An 18508-nucleotide genomic window follows, 5' to 3' on the forward strand; every position below is an offset into this window, starting at 1 on the left:
GGTTAGTGATCTACGGTACCGCCGGTCGTTACGCCAGCGATACTGTCATGACGCAAAGCAAGGGCGTTTCCGTGCCCGATCGTCCCCCTGGCGGGGGAGGATCGGTCGCTACAGCAACAGGTCCTGCGCGCTGGCCTTGCCGACCCGGCCGCCACCGCTGCGGCGGTCCATCTCGTGGTTAGCGGTGAAGCGGATATCGGGATCGCGGTCGGTCATGAACGCCATCAGCGTCTCGTGATCGAGTTCGGACCATTCCTTGCCGCGATCGGGGCCGTAACGGACGCGCGGGATGAGCCCCGGATCGCGCGACCATTCGACGAGCTGCGCAAAGCTCGCCTCGTTGAGCATGTCGCGCAGGTGGAACGCGGTGACATAGGCGTCGGGAAAGGCGCGGTGGGCGGGCAGGCCGCGCTCATGCTCCATGCCCTGCGGCTTGCGCCAGTAGCGCAGCACCTGGTTCGAGAAGCTCGGGCTGTCGGGCCAGAGCCGCAGCGCGCATTTCCAGGTGCAGATCCACTCGGCGTCGCGGGTCAGCGCGGGGGTGCAGAATTTCTGCTCGAAATCGGCGCGGTGCGCGGCCAGCGCGAGGCGGCGCGGCCACGGATCGAGCACCTGGCGCGCGCAGTCATGCCACCACGGCGCGTCGGCGACATGCTCGTCGAGGATATGGTGGATCGCCTGCGTGACTGGCGGGATCAGCCGGCCGGGATTGACGAGCAGGCTGCCGCCTTCGCCGTAAATCTCCCAGCGGCCATTCTCGGCGAGCGCGACGTCCTGCCAGCCGATCTCGCAGACTCCGTGCGCGGGCGGCGCGGAGCCGGTCGTTTCCAGGTCGACGACCCGGATCATCTGCGGTTGCTGCTTGGGCTTGGGATAGGAGGGCGCCATGCCCGTCATGTGGGGATAAAAGCGCGCTTAATCCAGCGCGTATGCGTCATCGACATCGAGTTCGCGGACGCCGCGGCGCTGGCGGGCGCGGTCGACGAGCTTGCGCAGGCCTTCGCGACGCTCGCGCGCCATCGGAATATCGCGGAGGCTGAACTCGCCCCCCGCTGTCGTGCGATCGCTCGAGGTGAGCGTGATCGTGCCGATATCGGTCATCTGGTTGAGCAGCGAATAGCCGAGCCGGACGTCCTTGATCCGGTAGAGCTCGACCTCGTCGATCGTCTTGAACAGGATGCCGCGCTTGATGATCAGCCGCTGGTCGGTGATCTCGTACGTCGCGCTGCGGTTCCTGAGCCAGCGGACGCCGATCAGGACGAAGCCGATTCCGACCAGGCAGATGAGCAGCGTTCCCCAGCCGGCAAAGCTGCCGAGCAGCCAGCGGCGCGTGCTGGACCGGAATTCATCGACTGGGCGCTCCACGGGGGGACTCCTTGGGGTGGTGGCGGGACGGTAGGCGAGGGGGATGGCGTGTCAATCGGGTCTGGCCGTCGCCTTAATTCCTGCGACCATTCCCCGCGTTGTCGACATTCCCGCTAAGTCGGTACTCAATTATGAGGGCAAGCTCTCAACCTGGACCACCCCGGCGAAGGCCGGGGTCCAATTGGGTAACGGTGCTAACCGATGCCGGCGCTTCGTTATTTCCACCTTTCCACTTGGGCCCCGGCCTCCGCCGGGGTGGTGGTTTTTCTGGGCTGTCCGTCGCGGATCACACCACTCGCCGCCAGCTGCGCGTCGACCTCGGCCAGCAACGCATCGAGCGCCGCCTGGTCCTTCGCTTCCGCGCGGACGGTCAGCATCGCCTGCGTGTTCGACGCGCGCAGCAGCCACCAGCCGTCGGCGGTCGTCACGCGTGCGCCGTCGGTGAGGGTCATCTCGGCGCCACCCGCCTGCAACCGCGCGATCACCTCGTCCACCACCGCGAACTTGCGCGCGTCGTCGACCGGAAAGCGCAGGTCGGGCGTCGCCACCAGCGCGGGCATCGCGTCGCAGAGTTCGGTCAGCGACTGCCCGGACAGGTGAACCGCACGGAGCAGCCGTACCGCTGCGTAGTGCGCGTCGTCGAAGCCGTAATATTCGCCCGCGAAGAACAGGTGCCCGCTCAGTTCGCCGCCGATCGGCGCCCCCGTGCGAGTCATCGCGGTCTTCATCAGGCTGTGGCCGGTGGGTGCCATCACCGGCTCGCCGCCCAATGCCGCGATTCGATCGAACAGCGCTTGCGAGGATTTCACGTCGGCGACGATCGGTGCGCCGGGATGCTCGCGCAGCGCAGGCTCGACTAATATGGAGAGGATCTGATCGCCCCAAATCACGCGTCCCAGCCCGTCGACCGCGCCGATCCGGTCGCCGTCCCCGTCAAAGGCTAATCCGAAATGGAGGTTCTTCTCCACCACAAGCCGCTTCAGATCGGCAAGATTGGATTCCACGGTAGGATCGGGATGATGGTTGGGAAAATTGCCGTCTACATCGGCGAACAGCACATGATGCTCACCGGGGAGGAGCTTCACGAGCTTCTCGATCGCCGGGCCGGAGGCACCATTGCCGGTGTCCCAGCCGACCCGGTACGCCCCCCCGGCATAGCCCGCCACGAGCCGCGCGACATAGGCGTCGAGGACGTCGGCGGTCGTCACAATGCCCGCACCTTCGCTCCAGGCACCCGTCGCGGCAAGCGTGGCGAGCCCCTGGATGGCGTCGCCGAAAAATGGCGCATGCGCCTGTACGATCTTGCAGCCATTATACTCGGGGGGATTATGGCTGCCGGTTACCTGGATGCCGCCATCCACTTCTAGCGTGGCCTCGGCGTAATAGAGCATCGGCGAGGTGCTCAGCCCGATCCGGACGACGTCGACGCCGCCCGCGGTCAGGCCGTCGACGAGCGCGGCTTCGAGTTCGGGGGAGGAGAGGCGGCCGTCATAGCCGACGACGACGCGGCGACCGCCGGCCTCGCGGATGCGGGTGGCGAAGCCGCGGCCGATCGCGACCGCGTCGGCGGGGCCGAGCGCTTTGCCGACGATCCCGCGGATGTCGTATTCGCGGAGCGATGTCGGATCGAACTGGTGCGTCATGGGCCTCTCGACGATTATGTCTCACGAGTGTTCCCCTGCGAAGGCGGGGGCTCAGGGCCAAGAGCGATAGCATTCGTAACCCTAGGCTCCTGCGTTCGCAGGAGAACGGAAAGTTAGCGCGCGCGCTTCAGCAGCAGATCGCGCGCGGCGTTCACCCGGCGGGTTAGGTCGGTCGAGCCGCCACGGTCGGGATGGACCGAGGCGATCAGGCGGCGGTGCGCGCTGCGGATCGCGTCGGCGTCCGCGGTGCGATCGATGCCGAGGATCGAGCGCGCCTCGGCCTCGTCCGTCACCACCGCGCGTTCAGGCTTGGCCTTCGGCTTGGGCCGTAGATAATGCCAGGCCAGCCAGATGAAGACGGCGGCGACTATCCACTTCACGCAGCGACGCCGGGCACCGGGGGCTGCTCCGCGACGATATCGGGCAACTGCAGCGCCGCCATCATCTCGCGCAGCTCCTGGCGCGCGGCGACATGGCCGAGGCCCATGCTGCCGAATTCCTTCGAATCGATCATCGTCAGCCCCGCGGGAAACATCTCGCGGTAGATGACGCGCTCGCCGAGGCCCGGGATGATCCGGAAGCCGACTCGCTTGGCCAGTTGCGCCAGCGCATCGGACACGCGGCGCATGTTGCGCGCCTCGATATGCTGGAGGCGGTTGCGCAGCACGACCCAGTCGATCGTCGTGCCATCGGCACGCGCACGCTGCTTGCGCGCATCCCAGATGAGTTCTGAATAGAAGCTCGGCCGCGTGACCTGATAGGTTTCGGGATCGACCTGCCCGATCAGGTCGAAGTCGACGAAGCTGTCGTTCATCGGCGTGACCAGCGTGTTCGACAGCGCGGCGGCGGTGCGCGCGAACGGATCGTCGCGACCCGGCGTGTCGACGACGAGGAAGTCAGAGCCCTCGCACAGCGAATGCCACAGATCCTCGAACTGGTCCTCGCTCTGCGCCGACAGCGTCGCGTGGCGCGGCATCGGCAGCACCGATCCGTTGCGCCGCATCGTCTCCGCGCGGTTGTCGAGATAGCGGCCGACGGTGCGCTGGCGATGATCCAGATCGAGACACGCGACGCGTGCGCCCTTGGCGGCGAGCGCGATCGCGACGTGTACCGCGGTCGTCGACTTGCCCGTGCCGCCCTTCTCGTTGGCGAACACGATGACGTGCGTCGAAGGTAGGGAAGAATCCGGGCCCGTGGCCAACGCGCGTTTCCTTATTGATCGTAACTGTCACCCTTCATAGAAGCCGCGACCGCACTTATCGAGTAGGAGTTTCGCGTGGACATCGTCCGGGACCTGAATGCGTTGCGCGACAGCGTCGCCGCCTTCCGTGCGGCGGGGCAGCGGGTGGCGCTCGTCCCGACGATGGGGGCGCTCCACGCGGGGCACGTCGCGCTGATCGAGGCGGCGAAACGGCCTGGGACCAGGGTCGTCGCGTCGATCTTCGTGAACCCCAAGCAGTTCGGGCCGAACGAGGATCTGTCGAGCTATCCGCGGCGCGAGATGGCCGATGTCCGGATGCTCACCGAGGCGGGATGCGACCTGCTCTGGTTGCCGTCGGTCGAGGCGATGTATCCCGACGGTTTCGCGACGACGGTGCGAGTCTCGGGCGTCAGCGACGGGTTCGACGGCGCGGCCCGGCCCGGCCATTTCGACGGCGTCGCGACCGTGGTGTCCAAGCTGTTCAACCAGGTCGGCCCCGACGCGGCGTATTTCGGCGAGAAGGATTACCAGCAGCTCGCGGTCGTCCGGCGGTTCGTCACCGATCTCGACTTCGCGATCGACATCGTCGGCGTGCCGACGCAGCGCGACGACGACGGCCTCGCGATGTCGTCGCGCAACATCTATCTCGACGACGAGCAGCGCAAGCAGGCGGTCGCGCTGCCGCGCGCGCTGGGCGTGGCCGCGCGCGCGATCGCGAAGGGCGAGGATGTCGATTCGGTGCTCGACGATGCGCGGACGACTCTGGTCGGCGCGGGGTTCGCGATCGATTACGTCGCGCTCGCGGATGCGGAGACGCTGGCCGAGAACCCCGCGGCGGATCGTCCGCGGCGGTTGCTGGCGGCGGCTCGGATGGGCGCGACCCGGCTGATCGACAACATCGCGATCGAATAGCGCAACGCGTTGTAAAATTGAGACGTTAACCCATTAACCATTCCGTAGTGGGAATCGTCGCAGTCTGCCTCAACGAACATTGGGGGCAGACCATGGGTAGCAGTCTCAAGAGCGCGAATTTCCTGATCGAACGCCGTCTGAAGGACGCCGCGCGCGGCGACGACCGGGCGTGTTACGAACTCGGCATGGTCTATTCGACCGGCGCGTCGGGCGTCGTCCTCGACCTGATCGAGGCGCATAAGTGGTTCAACCTCGCGGCGGTGTCGGGCAACATCGCCGCGCAGGAATGCCGCGCGCAGATCGCCGAGGACATGACGGCGCGCGAAATCTCGGTGGCGCAGCGCGCCGCGCGCGACTGGATGCAACTGACCCAGCGCCGCGCGGCGTAGGCTGAAGGCTCCCCTTCCGCTTGCGGGAGGGGTGGGGGAGGGGATCACCGCGAACGTCGCGTTCGTGGGATATTTCAATCCCTCCCCTAGCCCCTCCCGCAAGCGGGAGGGGAATTAGGCTTCCGCTTTCTTCTTCGGTGCAGCCTTCTTGGCGGGGGCCTTCTTTGCCGGAGCCTTCTTCGCAGGCGCGGCCTTCGCCTCCCCGTCCTTGGCCGCCGCAGCCTTGGCCGGTGCCTTCTTCGCCGCGGGCTTCTTGGCAGGCGCCTTCTTCTTCTTCGTCGCAGGCGCCGCCGCCGCACGCGCGTCGATCAGCGAGGCGGCTTCCTCCAGAGTCAGCTGGTCCTTCTCGATCGACTTGGGCAGGGTCGCATTCGTCGTACCGTCGGTGACGTAGGGGCCGTAGCGCCCCTCCATCAGCTTGATCTCCGCCTCGGTGCGCGGATGGTTGCCCAGCACCTTGAGCGGCGCCTGCGCCCCGCGCGCGGTGCGGCCACCGCCGGCCGCCGCTTCGGCGAGCTTCACGACCGCCGCGTTCATGCCCGTCTCGAACACGTCCGCCGTGGTGGTCAGGCGCGCATATTTACCCGCATGCTTCAGATACGGCCCGAACTTGCCGATCGTCGAGATGATCGGTTCGCCGGTCTCGGGATGATTGCCGACCGTCCGCGGGAGCGACAGCAGCTTGACCGCCCATTCGAGGTTGAGTTCGCCGATATCCTTGGGGATCGACGCCATCTTGCGGTCCTCGCCCTCGCCGATCTGCAGATACGGGCCGAACCGTCCCGACTTGCGCTCGATCGGCTGGCCGGTGTCGGGATGCGTGCCGAGCGTCAAGGGGCCGGTATCGCCTTCCGCCTCGCCGCCGGGCTGCGCGAAGCGGCGCGTATATTTGCACTCGGGATAGTTGGAGCAGGCGATGAACGCGCCGAACTTGCCGCCGCGCAGCGCGAGCTGCCCCTCGCCGCAGTTCGGGCAGAGACGCGGATCGCCGCCGTCCGCCTTGGCCGGGAACAGATAGGGCGCGAGGAAGATGTCGAGCTCGGCGGTGATCGCGCTGGGCTGCTGCTCCATCACCTCGTTGGTGCGCGGCTTGAAATCGCGCCAGAACGCGTCGAGCACCGACTGCCACTGCGCGCGACCGCCCGAGACGTCGTCGAGTTCCTCCTCGAGCTCGGCGGTGTAATCATAGCCGACATATTTCTCGAAGAAGCGTTCGAGGAACGCCGTCACGAGGCGTCCGCTCTCCTCCGCGAAGAAGCGGTTCTTCTCGATCCGGACATAGGCGCGGTCCTTCAGCGTCTTGATGATCGACGCGTAGGTGGACGGACGGCCGATGCCGAGCTCCTCCATCCGCTTGACGAGGCTGGCCTCCGAGAAGCGCGGCGGCGGCTGGGTGAAGTGCTGCTCTGCGTCGACCTTCTTCTTTGCGGGGGCATCGCCCTCCTTCATCCGCGGCAGGCGGCGTGCGTCCTCGTCCTGCGTGTCGTCGGCGCCTTCCTCGTACAGCGCGAGATAGCCGGGGAAGAGCACGACCTGACCGGTGGCACGCAGGATGTTGCGCCCCGTCCCGTCGGCCATCTCGACCGTGGTGCGCTCCATACGCGCCGACGCCATCTGGCTGGCGAGCGCGCGCTTGAAGATCAGGTCGTAGAGGCGCGCATGATCGCCGCCGCCGGCCTTGTCCTTGCCGAAGTCGGTCGGACGGATCGCCTCATGCGCTTCCTGCGCGTTCTTCGCCTTGGACTGATACTGGCGCGGCTTGTCGGGGACGTAGCTCGCGTCGAAGCGGTTCGCGACCGCGAGGCGCGCGGCGCTGATCGCGCTGCCGTCCATCTGGACGCCATCGGTACGCATATAGGTGATCGCGCCGTCCTCGTAGAGGCCCTGCGCGATCCGCATGGTGTGATCGGCGGAGAAGCCGAGTTTGCGCGACGCCTCCTGCTGGAGCGTCGACGTGGTGAACGGCGGCGGCGGGTTGCGCGTCGCGGGCTTGGTCTCGACCGTCTGGACCGAGAAATTACCGTCGAGCACCGCCTGCTTGGCGCGCAGCGCGTCGCCTTCGTTGCCGATCGACAGGCGATCGAGCTTGTTCCCCTCGAATTGCGTCAGGCGCGCCTGGAACGCGGTGCCGTCATGCTCCATCTCGGCCGTCACCGACCAATATTCCTGCGGCTTGAACACGTCGATCTCGCGCTCGCGCTGGACGATCAGGCGCAGCGAGACAGACTGGACGCGGCCGGCCGACTTGGCGCCGGGCAGCTTGCGCCACAGCACCGGCGAGAGCGTAAAGCCGACGAGATAATCGAGCGCGCGGCGGGCGCGGTAGGCGTCGATCAGATCGTCGTCGAGCTCGCGCGGGTTCTTCATCGCCTCGGTAACGGTCGCCTTGGTGATCGCGTTAAACGTGACGCGCTCGACCTCCTTCGGCAGCGCTTTGCGCGCACGCAGAACCTCGCGGACGTGCCAGCTGATCGCCTCGCCCTCGCGATCCGGATCGGTCGCGAGGATCAGGCGGTCGGCGAGCTTGGCGAGATCGGTGATCGCTTTGAGCTGCTTCGACTTGTCGGCGTAGTTTTCCCACGTCATCGCGAACTGGTCGTCGGGATCCACCGAGCCGTCCTTGGGCGGCAGGTCGCGGACATGGCCGTAGCTGGCCAGCACGCGATAGTCGCTGCCGAGATACTTCTCGATGGTTTTGGCCTTGGCAGGCGATTCGACGATGACAAGCTGCATGGGGAAACCGGGATCCTTACGTGTACGCGTACGAGGGTGGCGGCGTCGGGGTAGCCGCGTCAACCCGGCGTGAGCCCGGAGTGACGAGCCCCAAGTGCCGTCGCGGCGGCCGGTTTTCCAGAGGGCGGCAGCTTCGCGCCCCCCGAATTTCCCTCACGCATCAGGAAACGCGGTACATTTTTGCAGCGATCCTCCCTTGGCCGGGGAGGATCGCGAACGGACCGTGTAAGGAACGCTAGAAGCGATAGCCGATCGTCGCCTGGACGGTGCGGCGGTTGCCGTACCAGCACCAGTTATAGTTGGCGAAGCACGACGTCAGATACTTCTTGTCGAAGATGTTGGCGCCGTTCACCGCCAGGCTCAGCCCGCGCAGCGACGGCGCGAGCTTCTCCAGGTCGTAGCGGACCAGTGCGTCATAGACCGTGTAGGACGGGCTGTTGCGGCCCTGCGTCTCACCCGGCGTGACGCCGGCATAGACCTGGTCGACATGCCGCACCGCGCCGCCGATCGTCAGCCCCGCGAGCGCGCCCTCAGGTGCGGCCCAGTCGAGCCCGAGCGACGCGCCGCCACGGCCGACGGTCTCCAGACCCCGGCCGACGCGCGTCGGGTCGTTCGCGTCCTGCGTGACCTTGACGCGCTGGCGGCTGAACGCGACGCGTGCATTGAACCCGTAGGGGAGCGGCGCGCTGCCCTCGAACTCGACGCCCTGCGAGCGGACCTTGCCGGTCTGGGTCGACAGCGAGAAGGTCGGGGTAGACGTCAGGACGTTGGTCTGGTCGATGCGGAACCACGCGCCCGACAGCAGGATCTGGGTCCCGGGGATCGTGAATTTCGCGCCCGCCTCGAGCTGTTTGCCGAGCGACGGATCGGCGATGCCCAAGGTCCCGTCCGGGCGCAGCACCGTGCCGCCCTGCTGTTCGAACGACGTCGAATAGCTGGCATAGGGTGCCAGCCCGAACGGCAGCGTGTAGAGCGCGGCGGCGCGATAAGTGAACTTCTCGTCGTGCTTCACGCCGAGGCCGACCTGCTCGGAGCGTGCCCAATCCTGCCGTCCGCTGAGGACCACGCGGAGGTCGCCGAGCGCCATCTGGTCCTGCGCGTAAATCCCTTGCTGACGCTGGCGGATGGCGGTGTAGCCCGCGAATGGATTGGGCACCGCCGCCGGCGTCTGCGGTACGGTCACGGTGCCATAGACGGGCGCATAGCCGTTGAGGGAGGGGGCCGTGCCGAACGCGAAGTCCTCGATCGAGTGCGCGACCTGGCGATCGACGCCGAAGAGAAGCGTGTGCTTGATCGGCCCGGTCTGGACCGTGCCGCTCAGCTGGTTGTCGAACGTCCAGTTGTTGAGCTTTTCGCGCGTCGCGTAAGACGCGCGGAGGAACGTCTGGCCGGTCGGATCGCGCGAATCGAGCCCGCCCGCGGTGTAGATCAGCCCCAGATTCGCCTTCACATATTGATAGCGGCCCGAGGAGCGGAACGCCCAGCCGCCGCCGAAATCATGGCGGAAAATGTAGGTGAGCGCGGCCTGGTCGCGGCTGAACCGGTTGCCCGCCTCGCCGCCGTCGAAGCTGGTCGGCAGCTTGCCATTGGGGTTTGCGAGCAGCGTGCCGCTGGCCGGGAACACGCCGTAATCGCCGTTGTATGGATCATGCGAATAGGCGCCGAGCAGCGTGAAGCTGGTCGAGCTGCCCGCACCCGCGGTCACCGCGGCCGAGATCGTCTGGCGTTCGCGCTTGCCGAATTTCTGCTGCGTGTCGGCGCCGTTCGCGCTGCCGTTGATCCGCCACAGCACGCCCTCGCCCGCGCGCCCGCCGAGATCGGCATCGACCCGGTAGAGATCGTAATTGCCATAGGTCCCGCTGATCGCGCCGTACAACGCCTGGTCGAGCGGGAGCTTGCTGGATTCGGCGACAAGGCCGCCCGGGCTCGACTGGCCGTACAGCACCGACGCGGGCCCCTTGATGACCTCGATCCGGTCGAGCCGCGAGACGTCGACCTGAGGCACCGCATAGCCCGAGCTGCTGCCGAACTGCTTCAGGCCGTCGAGATATACCGGCGCATCGAACCCGCGCAGCTTGAACTGGTCGTATACCTCCGCGCTCGCGCCGCGCGTCTCGGGGGTGACGCCGGCGACGAAGCGCAGCGCCTGGTTGAGGTTCTGCAGGCTGCGACCCGCGATATCGTCGCTGGTGATGACGGTGATCGACTGCGGGGTCTCGGCCAGCGGGGTGTCCGTCTTGGTGCCCGACGACGCCTGGTTGCGCGCATGCTGGCCGGTGACGACGACGATCCCGGTGTCGAGACTGGCGGCGGGCGCCTCCGGGGCGGTCTGCGCCAGTCCGGGGGCGGCGGTCGTCGCCGAGGCCAGCAGGACGGCTATGCCGAAACGTCGTGTCATGGGATCCCTTTCGTAATGCGCGCCGGCTACCGTTCTTGATAACTATTATCAATAGCGAATATCGCGATGCGTCGCCGAGGGCGGCGGCTGTGATATCCGGGCATCAGTTTGCGCCGCTTCGCCGAGCGCGGGTTGCATCGCGAGCGCTTCCACAGCACCGCGCGGCATCAAGGACGATCGACGGGATATGAGGCAGGCGATGAACGGACGGGATTTGGCGGTGGAGATCGCGACGGCAGGCGACGCGGCGTGGTTCGCCAAGGCGTCGACGCGGCGCTTGCGGATCCGCAACATGGTGCCGGGCGAGTTCGCCGACGTCACAGGTGCGGCGCCGGTCGGCATGGCGTGGCGGACGATCGTGCTGGAGGCGCAGCCGGGTGCACGCAGCCGTCAGGCGATCGCGCTGCCGATCGCCACGGCGCTCGAGACGTTCGACGACGAGGCGCTGTTCGCGCTGTTCCTGCAGGTCGCCCCGGCGGGCGCGCGCGACGTGATCGCGCGGCTTCGCAAGCTGAAAATGCCCGCCTCGGTCGACGCGCAGACGCCGACGAAGGACTGACGGTTCGGCCCTTCGCGACGTCCTTGCGGGGCGAAACGCGGTGCGGCGGACATGGTTTGGACACATATCGGACCAAGCGAGCCGCACGCGTGACGGACCGTGCTTCCGCTCCGGCGATCTGATGCTAGCTTGTAACCAGTGATGCGCGCTTCATGGCGCTGCGTCCTTGGCGCCCCGCCCGGATACGAGAGTGTCGCACGGACGGGCGGGGCGCCACCGTTCACCAGAAATTCACCAAGTCCTTGCAAAGCGGTCCGCAGAGGATTCGCTTAGTAATGCGTACCTTCTGCGCTCCGCCGGTTTCAGTCACACGGACAGGCGGAGCGCAAAACCTCTGTCTTACCCATGCTACGCAAGCCCCTGGCGCGAGAGACGCGCGTCGATCAGGTCGAGCTCGCGGCCGAGCTGCTCCGCCAGCGTCACGCCGATTTCCCGCCGCCGCGCCAGATCGAAGATCGCATTGCGCTCGGCACGGACCGCGGCCAGCCGCATGTCGCGCTCGATCGGCGCATCCGCCTGGCCGGTGCGGTCCTCGGGCAGCGTCGCCAGGCTGTCGATCCGCTCGCGATACTGGTCCATCAGCCGCGCGGCGATGTCGGTGAAACGGTCCGGATCGTCGCGCCCCTCCGCCATCTGGTGCTGGACGCGATCGAGCTCGGCGATCGCCGCCTTGGCCGAGACCAGCCGCGCCCGATCGCGCGCCGCCGCGATGCCTTCGTCGGGCGGCAGGTTCAACCCGCGCAGCAGCAGCGGCAGCGCGACCGCGGCGATCACGAGCGACGACAGGATCACGCCCGACGCCAGGAAGATCACCAGATCGCGCGCCGGGAAGGGCGTCCCGTCGTTCAGCGTGAGCGGCAGAGTCAGCGCACCCGCCAGCGTGATCGCACCGCGTGCGCCCGCCGCCGACATCGCCGCGATGATCCGGCGCGGCGGGCTTACCGCGGCGTCATCGTGCCGCCGCGCGCGCAGCAGCGTCAACTGCATCGACACCCACACCCAACCATAGCGCAGCACCGCGAGGCCGAGCACGACGGCAAAGACATAGATTGCCAGCCACCACGGGCTGACATGCCCGGTCGCGGTGACGGTATCGCGCGCACGCACGAACACCTCGGGCAATTGCTCGCCGAGCAGCACGAAGATCACGCCGTTGAGCGTGAATTGCAGCATGTCCCACACCGCGCGGCGACGGATCCGCGTGCCGGCGGCGACTCCGCTGGTCGCGCCGGTGAAGGTCATCGCGATGCCCGCTGCGGCGGCGGCCAGGACGCCCGAGGCATGGACATGCTCGGCCGCGAGATAGGCGGCGAACGGGATCAGCAGGCTGACCAGGATGTTCGAGCCGGTCTCGTCGCCGAACCGCCGCGCGAACGCCGCCTTGCTCGCGACGATCGCCCAGGTGACGCCGACGCCGATCGCGACGCCGGCGAGCGCCATCCATGCAAAGGTCAGCGTCGCTTCGCCGAGCGAGAAGCTGCCCGTCAGCACCGCGGCGATCGCGAATCGTACGCAGACCAGCCCCGATGCGTCGTTCAGCAGCGCCTCGCCCTCCAGGATGTGCATCATCCGCTTCGGGATCGGCGCCTTCTGCGCGACCGCGGACACCGCGATCGGGTCGGTCGGCGAGACGACCGCCGCCAGCGCGAACGCGACGCCCAGCGGCATCGTCGGGATCAGCCAGTGGATGAACACGCCCATGCCGAGCACGGTCAGGAAGACGAGCCCGAGCGCGAGCCCGAGCACCGCACCGCGATCACGGACCAGCTCGTCTTTCGGGATCCGCCAGCCGTCGAGGAACAGCAATGGGGGTACGAGCAGCAGGAAGAACAGTTCGGGGTCGAGCTCGACGCGGACATGCGCGACCATGCCGATCAGGGCCCCCAGCGCGATCTGCACGAGCGGCCGCGGCAAGGCGGACGGCAACATCCGCGACGCCATCCCGCTGATGACGACGGCGAGCAACAGGAACAGGCACAGGGTAACGATCTGCAAAACGGAAGGCCCTCGGTTGATGTCGAGGCGCCCCTATACACGGATTGTCGTCTTTTGGAGGATCGTCCGGTCGGCGGTTTGGTTCGTGTTTCGCCCAGAGTCGGACGTTGACGGCCCCGCGGAACCAGCCAATATCTCGAAGATGCGTACGGTTAATCTTATCCGGCTTGTCGGCTTGGTCGCCGTTTTCGGCGGGCTTCCGCTCTATTGGTGGGCGTTCCCACCAACGCTACCGATTGGAACTGCAAACGGTTCATACGCAAATGCGTGTTGTGGCTCAATCACCTTCCGAAACGGTGAGATGAGACACGATCGCCAAATTGTCGAGTATACGGTCGAATACGATAAGGGCGGGGCCTATGTGCTGCCTAATGCTTTAGTAAGTGTTGCAAGTGGCCGCCTCGACATTGATAGAAGCGCGAACCCGCTGAAATTACGACTTGATCGTCAGGGTGGCCCTTTCAGCCTTGAGATAATGGATAGGAGTGATGCGCCTTCCCACACGTTCGAACGGGTGAATGGCAGCTAACCTCCCCAAATTAGACGGTGCGTGGGAGACCGGTTGCTCCTACCGCTCGCCCGCCTCCGCGTGGCGGACGATGTCTTCGCAGAGGCGATGGGTGGCGAGGATGTCTTCGGCCGCTGTCGGGCGGGCCTCGCGGACGCCTGCGAGGAAGTCGGCGCACATCGCTTCGAAGCCACGTTGGCGCGTGACCGGGGTCCAGTCGCCGCGACGGGTGCGCGCGTCGGTGCCGGCCTGGTCGCGCGTTTCGGAGAGGTTGAGGACCGAGCGGCGGCGGCCCGCGGCGATGACGTCGAGCCGCTCCTCGTCGAGGCCGGAGTCGCGCTGCATCGTGCCGATCGCGTGGTAGCCGTCGGCCGCGAGCGTCAGCGTGATCCCGCTGAGCAGGCCGTCGCGGACGATCGTCTCGATCTGCGTCCGGGCGATCGGTCCGGGGGCGAGGAACCGCAGCGTGTCGACGACGTGGATGAAGTCGTCGAACACGACCCGCCGCGGGGTGTCGGGCTGCGCGTGGCGGTGCTTCTGCATCAGCATGAACGCGCGGGGTTCGCTGCGCAGCGCGGCATAATCGGGGGCGAAGCGGCGGTTGAAGCCGATGGCGAGCAGGCGGCGCTGGCGGTGCGCGAGATCGACCAGCCGTGCGGCCGAGTCGAACGTATCCGCGAGCGGCTTGTCGACCAGCACCGCGGCACCATGGCCAAGCAGCGTCTCGACCATCTCGGGGTGCGCGGGCGTCGCGGAATGGACGAACGCGGCATCGAAGCGCGCCGCGGACAGCGCCGAGTCGAGACTGTCGTGGAGATGCGCGATCCGGTACGTCGCCCCCAGCGCGGCGAGCACAGCACGATCGCGCGTGACCAGATGGAGCTCGATCCCCGGCGTCGCGGCCAGCACCGGGAGATAGGCCTTGCGCGCAATGTCGCCGAGCCCTGCCATGATCACGCGCATCGCGCCGTGCCGCTTATTCGGCGACGTCGATCGCGTGGTTCTGGATGATCACCGGGCGCGCGGCGGCGAGATCGCGCGCGGCCAGCCCGAACGCCTTGAAATGGTCCGATGCCATGTGCTGCTGGACCGCGGCGTCGTCGGCATACAGCTCGTCGAACACGTAGCGGCGCTCGCCATCGGCTTCGCGCCACAGGTCGTAGTGCAGCACGCCGGGCTCGGCGCGCGATGCGGCGACGCAGATGCGCGCGGCGTCGACAAACGCGTCCTCGCTGCCGGGCTTGACGGTGACGAAGGCGATGATCTTGACGGACATGGGGCATCCTTCCTCTTGAGGGTGCCGCGTTCTGACGCGGGACGCCACGCGCGACAAGCCTCGTCTAGAACTGGCCACCGATGTTGAAGGTGATCAGCTTGCTGTCGTCCCCCGGCGCCTTGAGCAGCGCCTTGGCCAGATCGATCCGCAAGGGCCCGAACGGCGAGGTCCAGTTGACGCCGACTCCGACCGACAGCCGCGGGCTGGCGGTGTTGCCCGAATAGGTCTCCTTATAGGTGCCCAGCGAATAGGTGTAGGGCGTGCCGGTGTTGGTCGTGGTGCTCGAGCCCGCGGAATCCAGATACAGCAGCTCGCCCGACGTGTTGGTATATTGGCGCGTGCCCGCGACGCACGCGATCGAGGCGGTGTTGGCGGCGGCGCAGGTGTCGGTCAGCGCGGGTTTCTTGCCGCCGAAGACCGCGCCGACATCCAGGTAGATCGACGGACGAAGACCCAGTTCGCGCGCGCCTGCGCCGAGCGGCAGTTCGAGCTCGAGCCGCGCCTGGTAATAGGTCGTGCCGCCCAGCGCGGTCTGGGTGTTCGAGCTGTTCGTGCTCGACAGCGTCGCAGGGACGGTCGACGTGTCGTAATAGGTCCGCGTCACGCGCGGGCCGACGCCGCGAATGTCGAAGCCGCGCATCTGCGGGTCGCCGAGATAGAAGCGGTCGGTCAGCCGGACGTCCTGCCCCAGCCCCTTGATATAGCCGCCTTCGGCATGCGCCGACAGGATGAAGCTCGACCCGAGGTTCATGTATTTGGTGTAGTTGGCGGTGCTGCGGATATATTTCGTGTCGCCGCCCAGGCCGGCGAAATCCTGGCTGATGCTCAGCTTGCTGCCCTTGGTCGGGCGCATCCGGCTGTTGGTATTGTCGAACACCAGCGAATAGCCGATCGACGAGGTCCAGCGATTGCCGACCGCGTCGCACAGATACGCGCCGGCGATCGCGGGGTCGCACGCGCCGTTGGTGTAATAGGTGTCCTCGTCGAGCGTGACCTGGTCATAGGACAGGCCGTAGCGCGCGGTGGCGGACCAATATTCGGTGAGCGGCACCGCCGCGCGGATCTGGAAGCCGGTCGAGACCTGTTCGTAGGTGGTGTCGTTGGTGTCGCCGGTCGTGCTGTACGAGCTGTAGTCGCGGCGGAAGATATCGCCGCCGAGCGCGACGTTGGTGTCGAACATATACGGCTCGGTAAAGCCCAGGCTGACCGATTTGGAATAGCTCGACAGGCTGGCATTGGCGCGCAGCTCCTGGCCCATGCCGCGGAAATTGCGCTGCGTGATGCTGGCCGAGGCGATGAAGCTTTCGAGGCTCGAATAGCCCGCCGACAGCTGCAGCTCGCCGCTCGATTTCTCCTCCAGGTTGGTCTCGAGGATCACGCGGTCGGGCGCCGAGCCCGGCAGCTGCTTGATCGTCATCTTGTCCTGGAAATAGCCGAGCGAGTTGATCCGGTCCTCCGACCGCTTGACCTGGAAGCTGTTGAAGGCGTCGCCCTCGGCCAAGCGGATCTCGCGGCGGACGACCTTGTCCTTGGTCTGCGTGTTGCCGTTGATCTCGACGCGCTCGACATAGGTCCGCTTGGCTTCGGCGATGTTGAAGTTGATCCCCATCGTCAGCGTGTCGGCGTCCTTCTGGAACTCCGGGTTCACTTCGGAAAAGGCATAGCCGAACAGGCCCGCGGTCTGGCTGAGAGTGTCGACCGAATCCTCGACGAGCTTGGCATTGTACCAGTCGCCCTTCTTGAGCGGCAGCGTGGCCGCGAGCTTCTTGCTGTCGAAGTCGCGGATCTGGCTGTCGACGCTGACGTCGCCGAATTTGTAGCGTTTCCCCTCCTCGACCACATAGGTGATGATGAAGTCCTTCTTGTCGGGCGTCAGTTCGGCGACGGCGGAGGTCACGCGGAAATCGGCATAGCCTTGCGTCAGATAGAATTGCCGCAGCTTCTGCTGGTCGTAGCTGAGGCGGTCCTGGTCATAGCTGGTCGCTGACGACAACAGGCGGCTCAGGCGCGCCTGCTTGGTCGCCATCTGCGCGCGGATCTGGCTTTCCGAAAACACGGTGTTGCCGAGGATGTTGATCTGGCGGACCTTGGACTTGGGACCCTCGCTGACGACGAACACGACATCGACCCGGTTCTGGTCGAGCGTCACCATCTTCGGGTCGATGACCGCGGCGAACCGGCCCTGGCGGCGATAGAGTTCGAGGATCCGCGCGATATCCTGGCGGACCGCGGTGCGCGTGAAGATCTGGCGCGGGGCGAGTTTGATCTCTTTCGTGATCTTGTCGCTCTTCAGCGCCTTGTTGCCCTCGATCAGGATGCGGTTGATGATCGGGTTCTCGCGCACGCGCAGCACGATGTTGCCGTCCGCGACACCCGCGATCGAATAATCGGCGAACAGGTCGCTGGCCTGCAAATCCTTGAGCGCCTGGTCGAGCGTCTCGGTGGTATAGGGCTTGCCGACGCGCAGCTTGGTGTAGCTCAGGACGGTTTCCGCCTCGATCCGCTGCGCGCCCTCGACCCGGAGCGTCTTGATCGTGCGGCCGACGGGCAGGGGGGCCGGGGCGGTAGACCCGAGGGGCTGCCCGGGGGGCGGTCCGGGGGTCTGGGCGGCAGCGACCGGCGTCGCCAGTGTTCCAGCCATGGCCAAGGCCAGGGAACCGGCGCCTAAATCGAACATCATGCCTGCGTCTCCGGGAGTGAGCCGCGGCGCTATGGGGAGCATGTTTCCCCGGGATGTTCCCGTGTTTCGCCAGATCGCAGGCGTGCAACATATCGCCTCGGCCACGCCGCGGCCGCCGCCCGTCCGGCCCGCCGGAACGCGCATATGTCGCCGTCGTGTCACGGATCGCCCGCGGGGACATTTCCAGGACATTCCCGCGCCCTAGCTACTGCCCCGCAGGCCGCTGCCGCGCCTGCTTCAGGAAAGGCCGATCATGCGCGTTGCCATCAAGGGTGTATCCGCACCCGACCCCATCCGTCCCGCCGCCTCGCCGCCGATCGTCGACAATCCCTTCGCGCCCGAAATCTTCGCGACCGGGTTCGCCGGGCTGGCGAATTTGAGCGGCGTGATCGTGCTGACGCTGGAGAGCGCGCGCTGCGACCATACCCGCCAGCCGCCGGGCATCGACCGTGTCGTCGTCGGCCGGATCGCGCTCACCAGCAGCGCCGCGCAGGATCTGGTCGCGGGGCTCAACCAGTTCCTCGAACAGCAGGGGTTGAGCCCGTCCAAGGCGATCGCCGGCGGGGCGACGTTCCAGTGAGCGGGGCGCCAGTGAGCGGGGCGGACTATCCCTCGATCTGCCGGACAGTCCGGTTCGATGCCGTCGCGCGGCCCGGCCAGGCGATCGCCAAACGCGCGCGCTGGAGCATACAGCCCCTGTCGGATGTCCGGCCCCGGCGTCTGGTCGTCGCGAAGAGTGTGGGCTGGTCCGCCATCCGTTACAATCTTGTAACAACTGTAACGGTATGACAGTTTGATGAAAGGGCATGAATAGAACCGTGTTCGCAAGACGACACCCGGCGGCCTAAT

15 protein-coding genes are annotated in these 18508 nt (G+C 66.7%); 4 read left to right on the forward strand and 11 right to left on the reverse strand.

Annotated elements, in window-relative coordinates; all coding sequences use genetic code 11:
- Nucleotides 1-108 precede the first annotated feature (108 nt).
- The 5 genes from C8J26_RS09400 to C8J26_RS09420 form a co-directional block, all read right to left on the reverse strand.
- Nucleotides 109-888 (reverse strand): exonuclease domain-containing protein, encoded by a 780-nt coding sequence (locus tag C8J26_RS09400; RefSeq protein WP_056417200.1) that lies wholly within the window; start codon nucleotides 886-888, stop codon nucleotides 109-111.
- 27 nt (nucleotides 889-915) lie between these two features.
- Nucleotides 916-1365, reverse strand: coding sequence for a PH domain-containing protein (locus C8J26_RS09405; protein WP_107957702.1), 450 nt, complete (start codon nucleotides 1363-1365; stop codon nucleotides 916-918).
- A 215-nt stretch (nucleotides 1366-1580) separates the two neighbouring features.
- The gene (gene pgmG, locus C8J26_RS09410) at nucleotides 1581-3008 is read right to left on the reverse strand and encodes a phosphoglucomutase/phosphomannomutase PgmG (protein WP_107957703.1); all 1428 of its coding nucleotides are present in this window, start codon (nucleotides 3006-3008) and stop codon (nucleotides 1581-1583) included.
- A gap of 113 nt (nucleotides 3009-3121) precedes the next feature.
- Entirely contained in the window at nucleotides 3122-3388 is a 267-nt protein-coding gene (locus tag C8J26_RS09415) for a DnaJ domain-containing protein (RefSeq protein WP_107957704.1), read from the reverse strand.
- Complete coding sequence (locus tag C8J26_RS09420; RefSeq protein ID WP_107957705.1) at nucleotides 3385-4209, reverse strand: division plane positioning ATPase MipZ; 825 nt, start codon at nucleotides 4207-4209, stop codon at nucleotides 3385-3387. Before C8J26_RS09420 ends, C8J26_RS09415 begins: the two co-directional genes overlap by 4 nt.
- Nucleotides 4210-4284: 75 nt before the next feature.
- On the opposite strand from C8J26_RS09420, the gene panC reads away from it, so the two are divergent.
- Entirely contained in the window at nucleotides 4285-5121 is an 837-nt protein-coding gene (gene panC / locus C8J26_RS09425) for a pantoate--beta-alanine ligase (protein WP_107957706.1), read from the forward strand.
- Nucleotides 5122-5213: 92 nt separating this feature from the next.
- A complete protein-coding gene (locus C8J26_RS09430) occupies nucleotides 5214-5510 on the forward strand; it encodes an SEL1-like repeat protein (protein WP_056416128.1) in 297 nt (98 codons plus the stop codon).
- 114 nt (nucleotides 5511-5624) lie between these two features.
- On the opposite strand, the gene topA is transcribed toward C8J26_RS09430, so the two are convergent.
- Together topA and C8J26_RS09440 are read right to left on the reverse strand one after the other, a co-directional pair.
- The gene (gene topA, locus C8J26_RS09435; protein WP_107957707.1) at nucleotides 5625-8243 is read right to left on the reverse strand and encodes a type I DNA topoisomerase; all 2619 of its coding nucleotides are present in this window, start codon (nucleotides 8241-8243) and stop codon (nucleotides 5625-5627) included.
- A 235-nt stretch (nucleotides 8244-8478) separates the two neighbouring features.
- A complete protein-coding gene (locus C8J26_RS09440; protein WP_107957708.1) occupies nucleotides 8479-10641 on the reverse strand; it encodes a TonB-dependent siderophore receptor in 2163 nt (720 codons plus the stop codon).
- 199 nt (nucleotides 10642-10840) lie between these two features.
- Here C8J26_RS09440 and C8J26_RS09445 point away from each other — a divergent pair, with 199 nt between their 5' ends.
- Entirely contained in the window at nucleotides 10841-11200 is a 360-nt protein-coding gene (locus C8J26_RS09445) for a hypothetical protein (protein WP_146168803.1), read from the forward strand.
- A gap of 348 nt (nucleotides 11201-11548) precedes the next feature.
- Here the strand turns inward: C8J26_RS09445 and C8J26_RS09450 are convergent, their stop codons facing one another.
- From C8J26_RS09450 to bamA, 4 genes are all read right to left on the reverse strand, one after another.
- The gene (locus C8J26_RS09450) at nucleotides 11549-13195 is read right to left on the reverse strand and encodes a Na+/H+ antiporter (RefSeq protein ID WP_056416143.1); all 1647 of its coding nucleotides are present in this window, start codon (nucleotides 13193-13195) and stop codon (nucleotides 11549-11551) included.
- Between the two features lie 568 nt (nucleotides 13196-13763).
- On the reverse strand, nucleotides 13764-14666 hold the full coding sequence (locus C8J26_RS09455) for a Gfo/Idh/MocA family protein (RefSeq protein WP_107957709.1): 903 nt from the start codon (nucleotides 14664-14666) through the stop codon (nucleotides 13764-13766).
- Nucleotides 14667-14679: 13 nt separating this feature from the next.
- Nucleotides 14680-14979 carry a putative quinol monooxygenase gene (locus tag C8J26_RS09460; RefSeq protein ID WP_107957710.1) on the reverse strand — a complete coding sequence of 100 codons (300 nt, stop codon included), beginning with the start codon at nucleotides 14977-14979 and terminating at the stop codon, nucleotides 14680-14682.
- Nucleotides 14980-15043: 64 nt separating this feature from the next.
- Complete coding sequence (bamA, locus tag C8J26_RS09465) at nucleotides 15044-17659, reverse strand: outer membrane protein assembly factor BamA (protein WP_107957711.1); 2616 nt, start codon at nucleotides 17657-17659, stop codon at nucleotides 15044-15046.
- 253 nt (nucleotides 17660-17912) lie between these two features.
- Between bamA and C8J26_RS09470 the strand changes: the two genes are divergently transcribed.
- Nucleotides 17913-18239, forward strand: a complete 327-nt coding sequence (locus tag C8J26_RS09470; RefSeq protein ID WP_056416154.1) for a hypothetical protein — start codon at nucleotides 17913-17915, stop codon at nucleotides 18237-18239.
- The last annotated feature ends 269 nt before the right edge of the window (nucleotides 18240-18508 follow it).

The sequence above is a fragment of the Sphingomonas aurantiaca genome (assembly GCF_003050705.1).
GTDB classification, from domain to species: domain Bacteria; phylum Pseudomonadota; class Alphaproteobacteria; order Sphingomonadales; family Sphingomonadaceae; genus Sphingomonas; species Sphingomonas aurantiaca.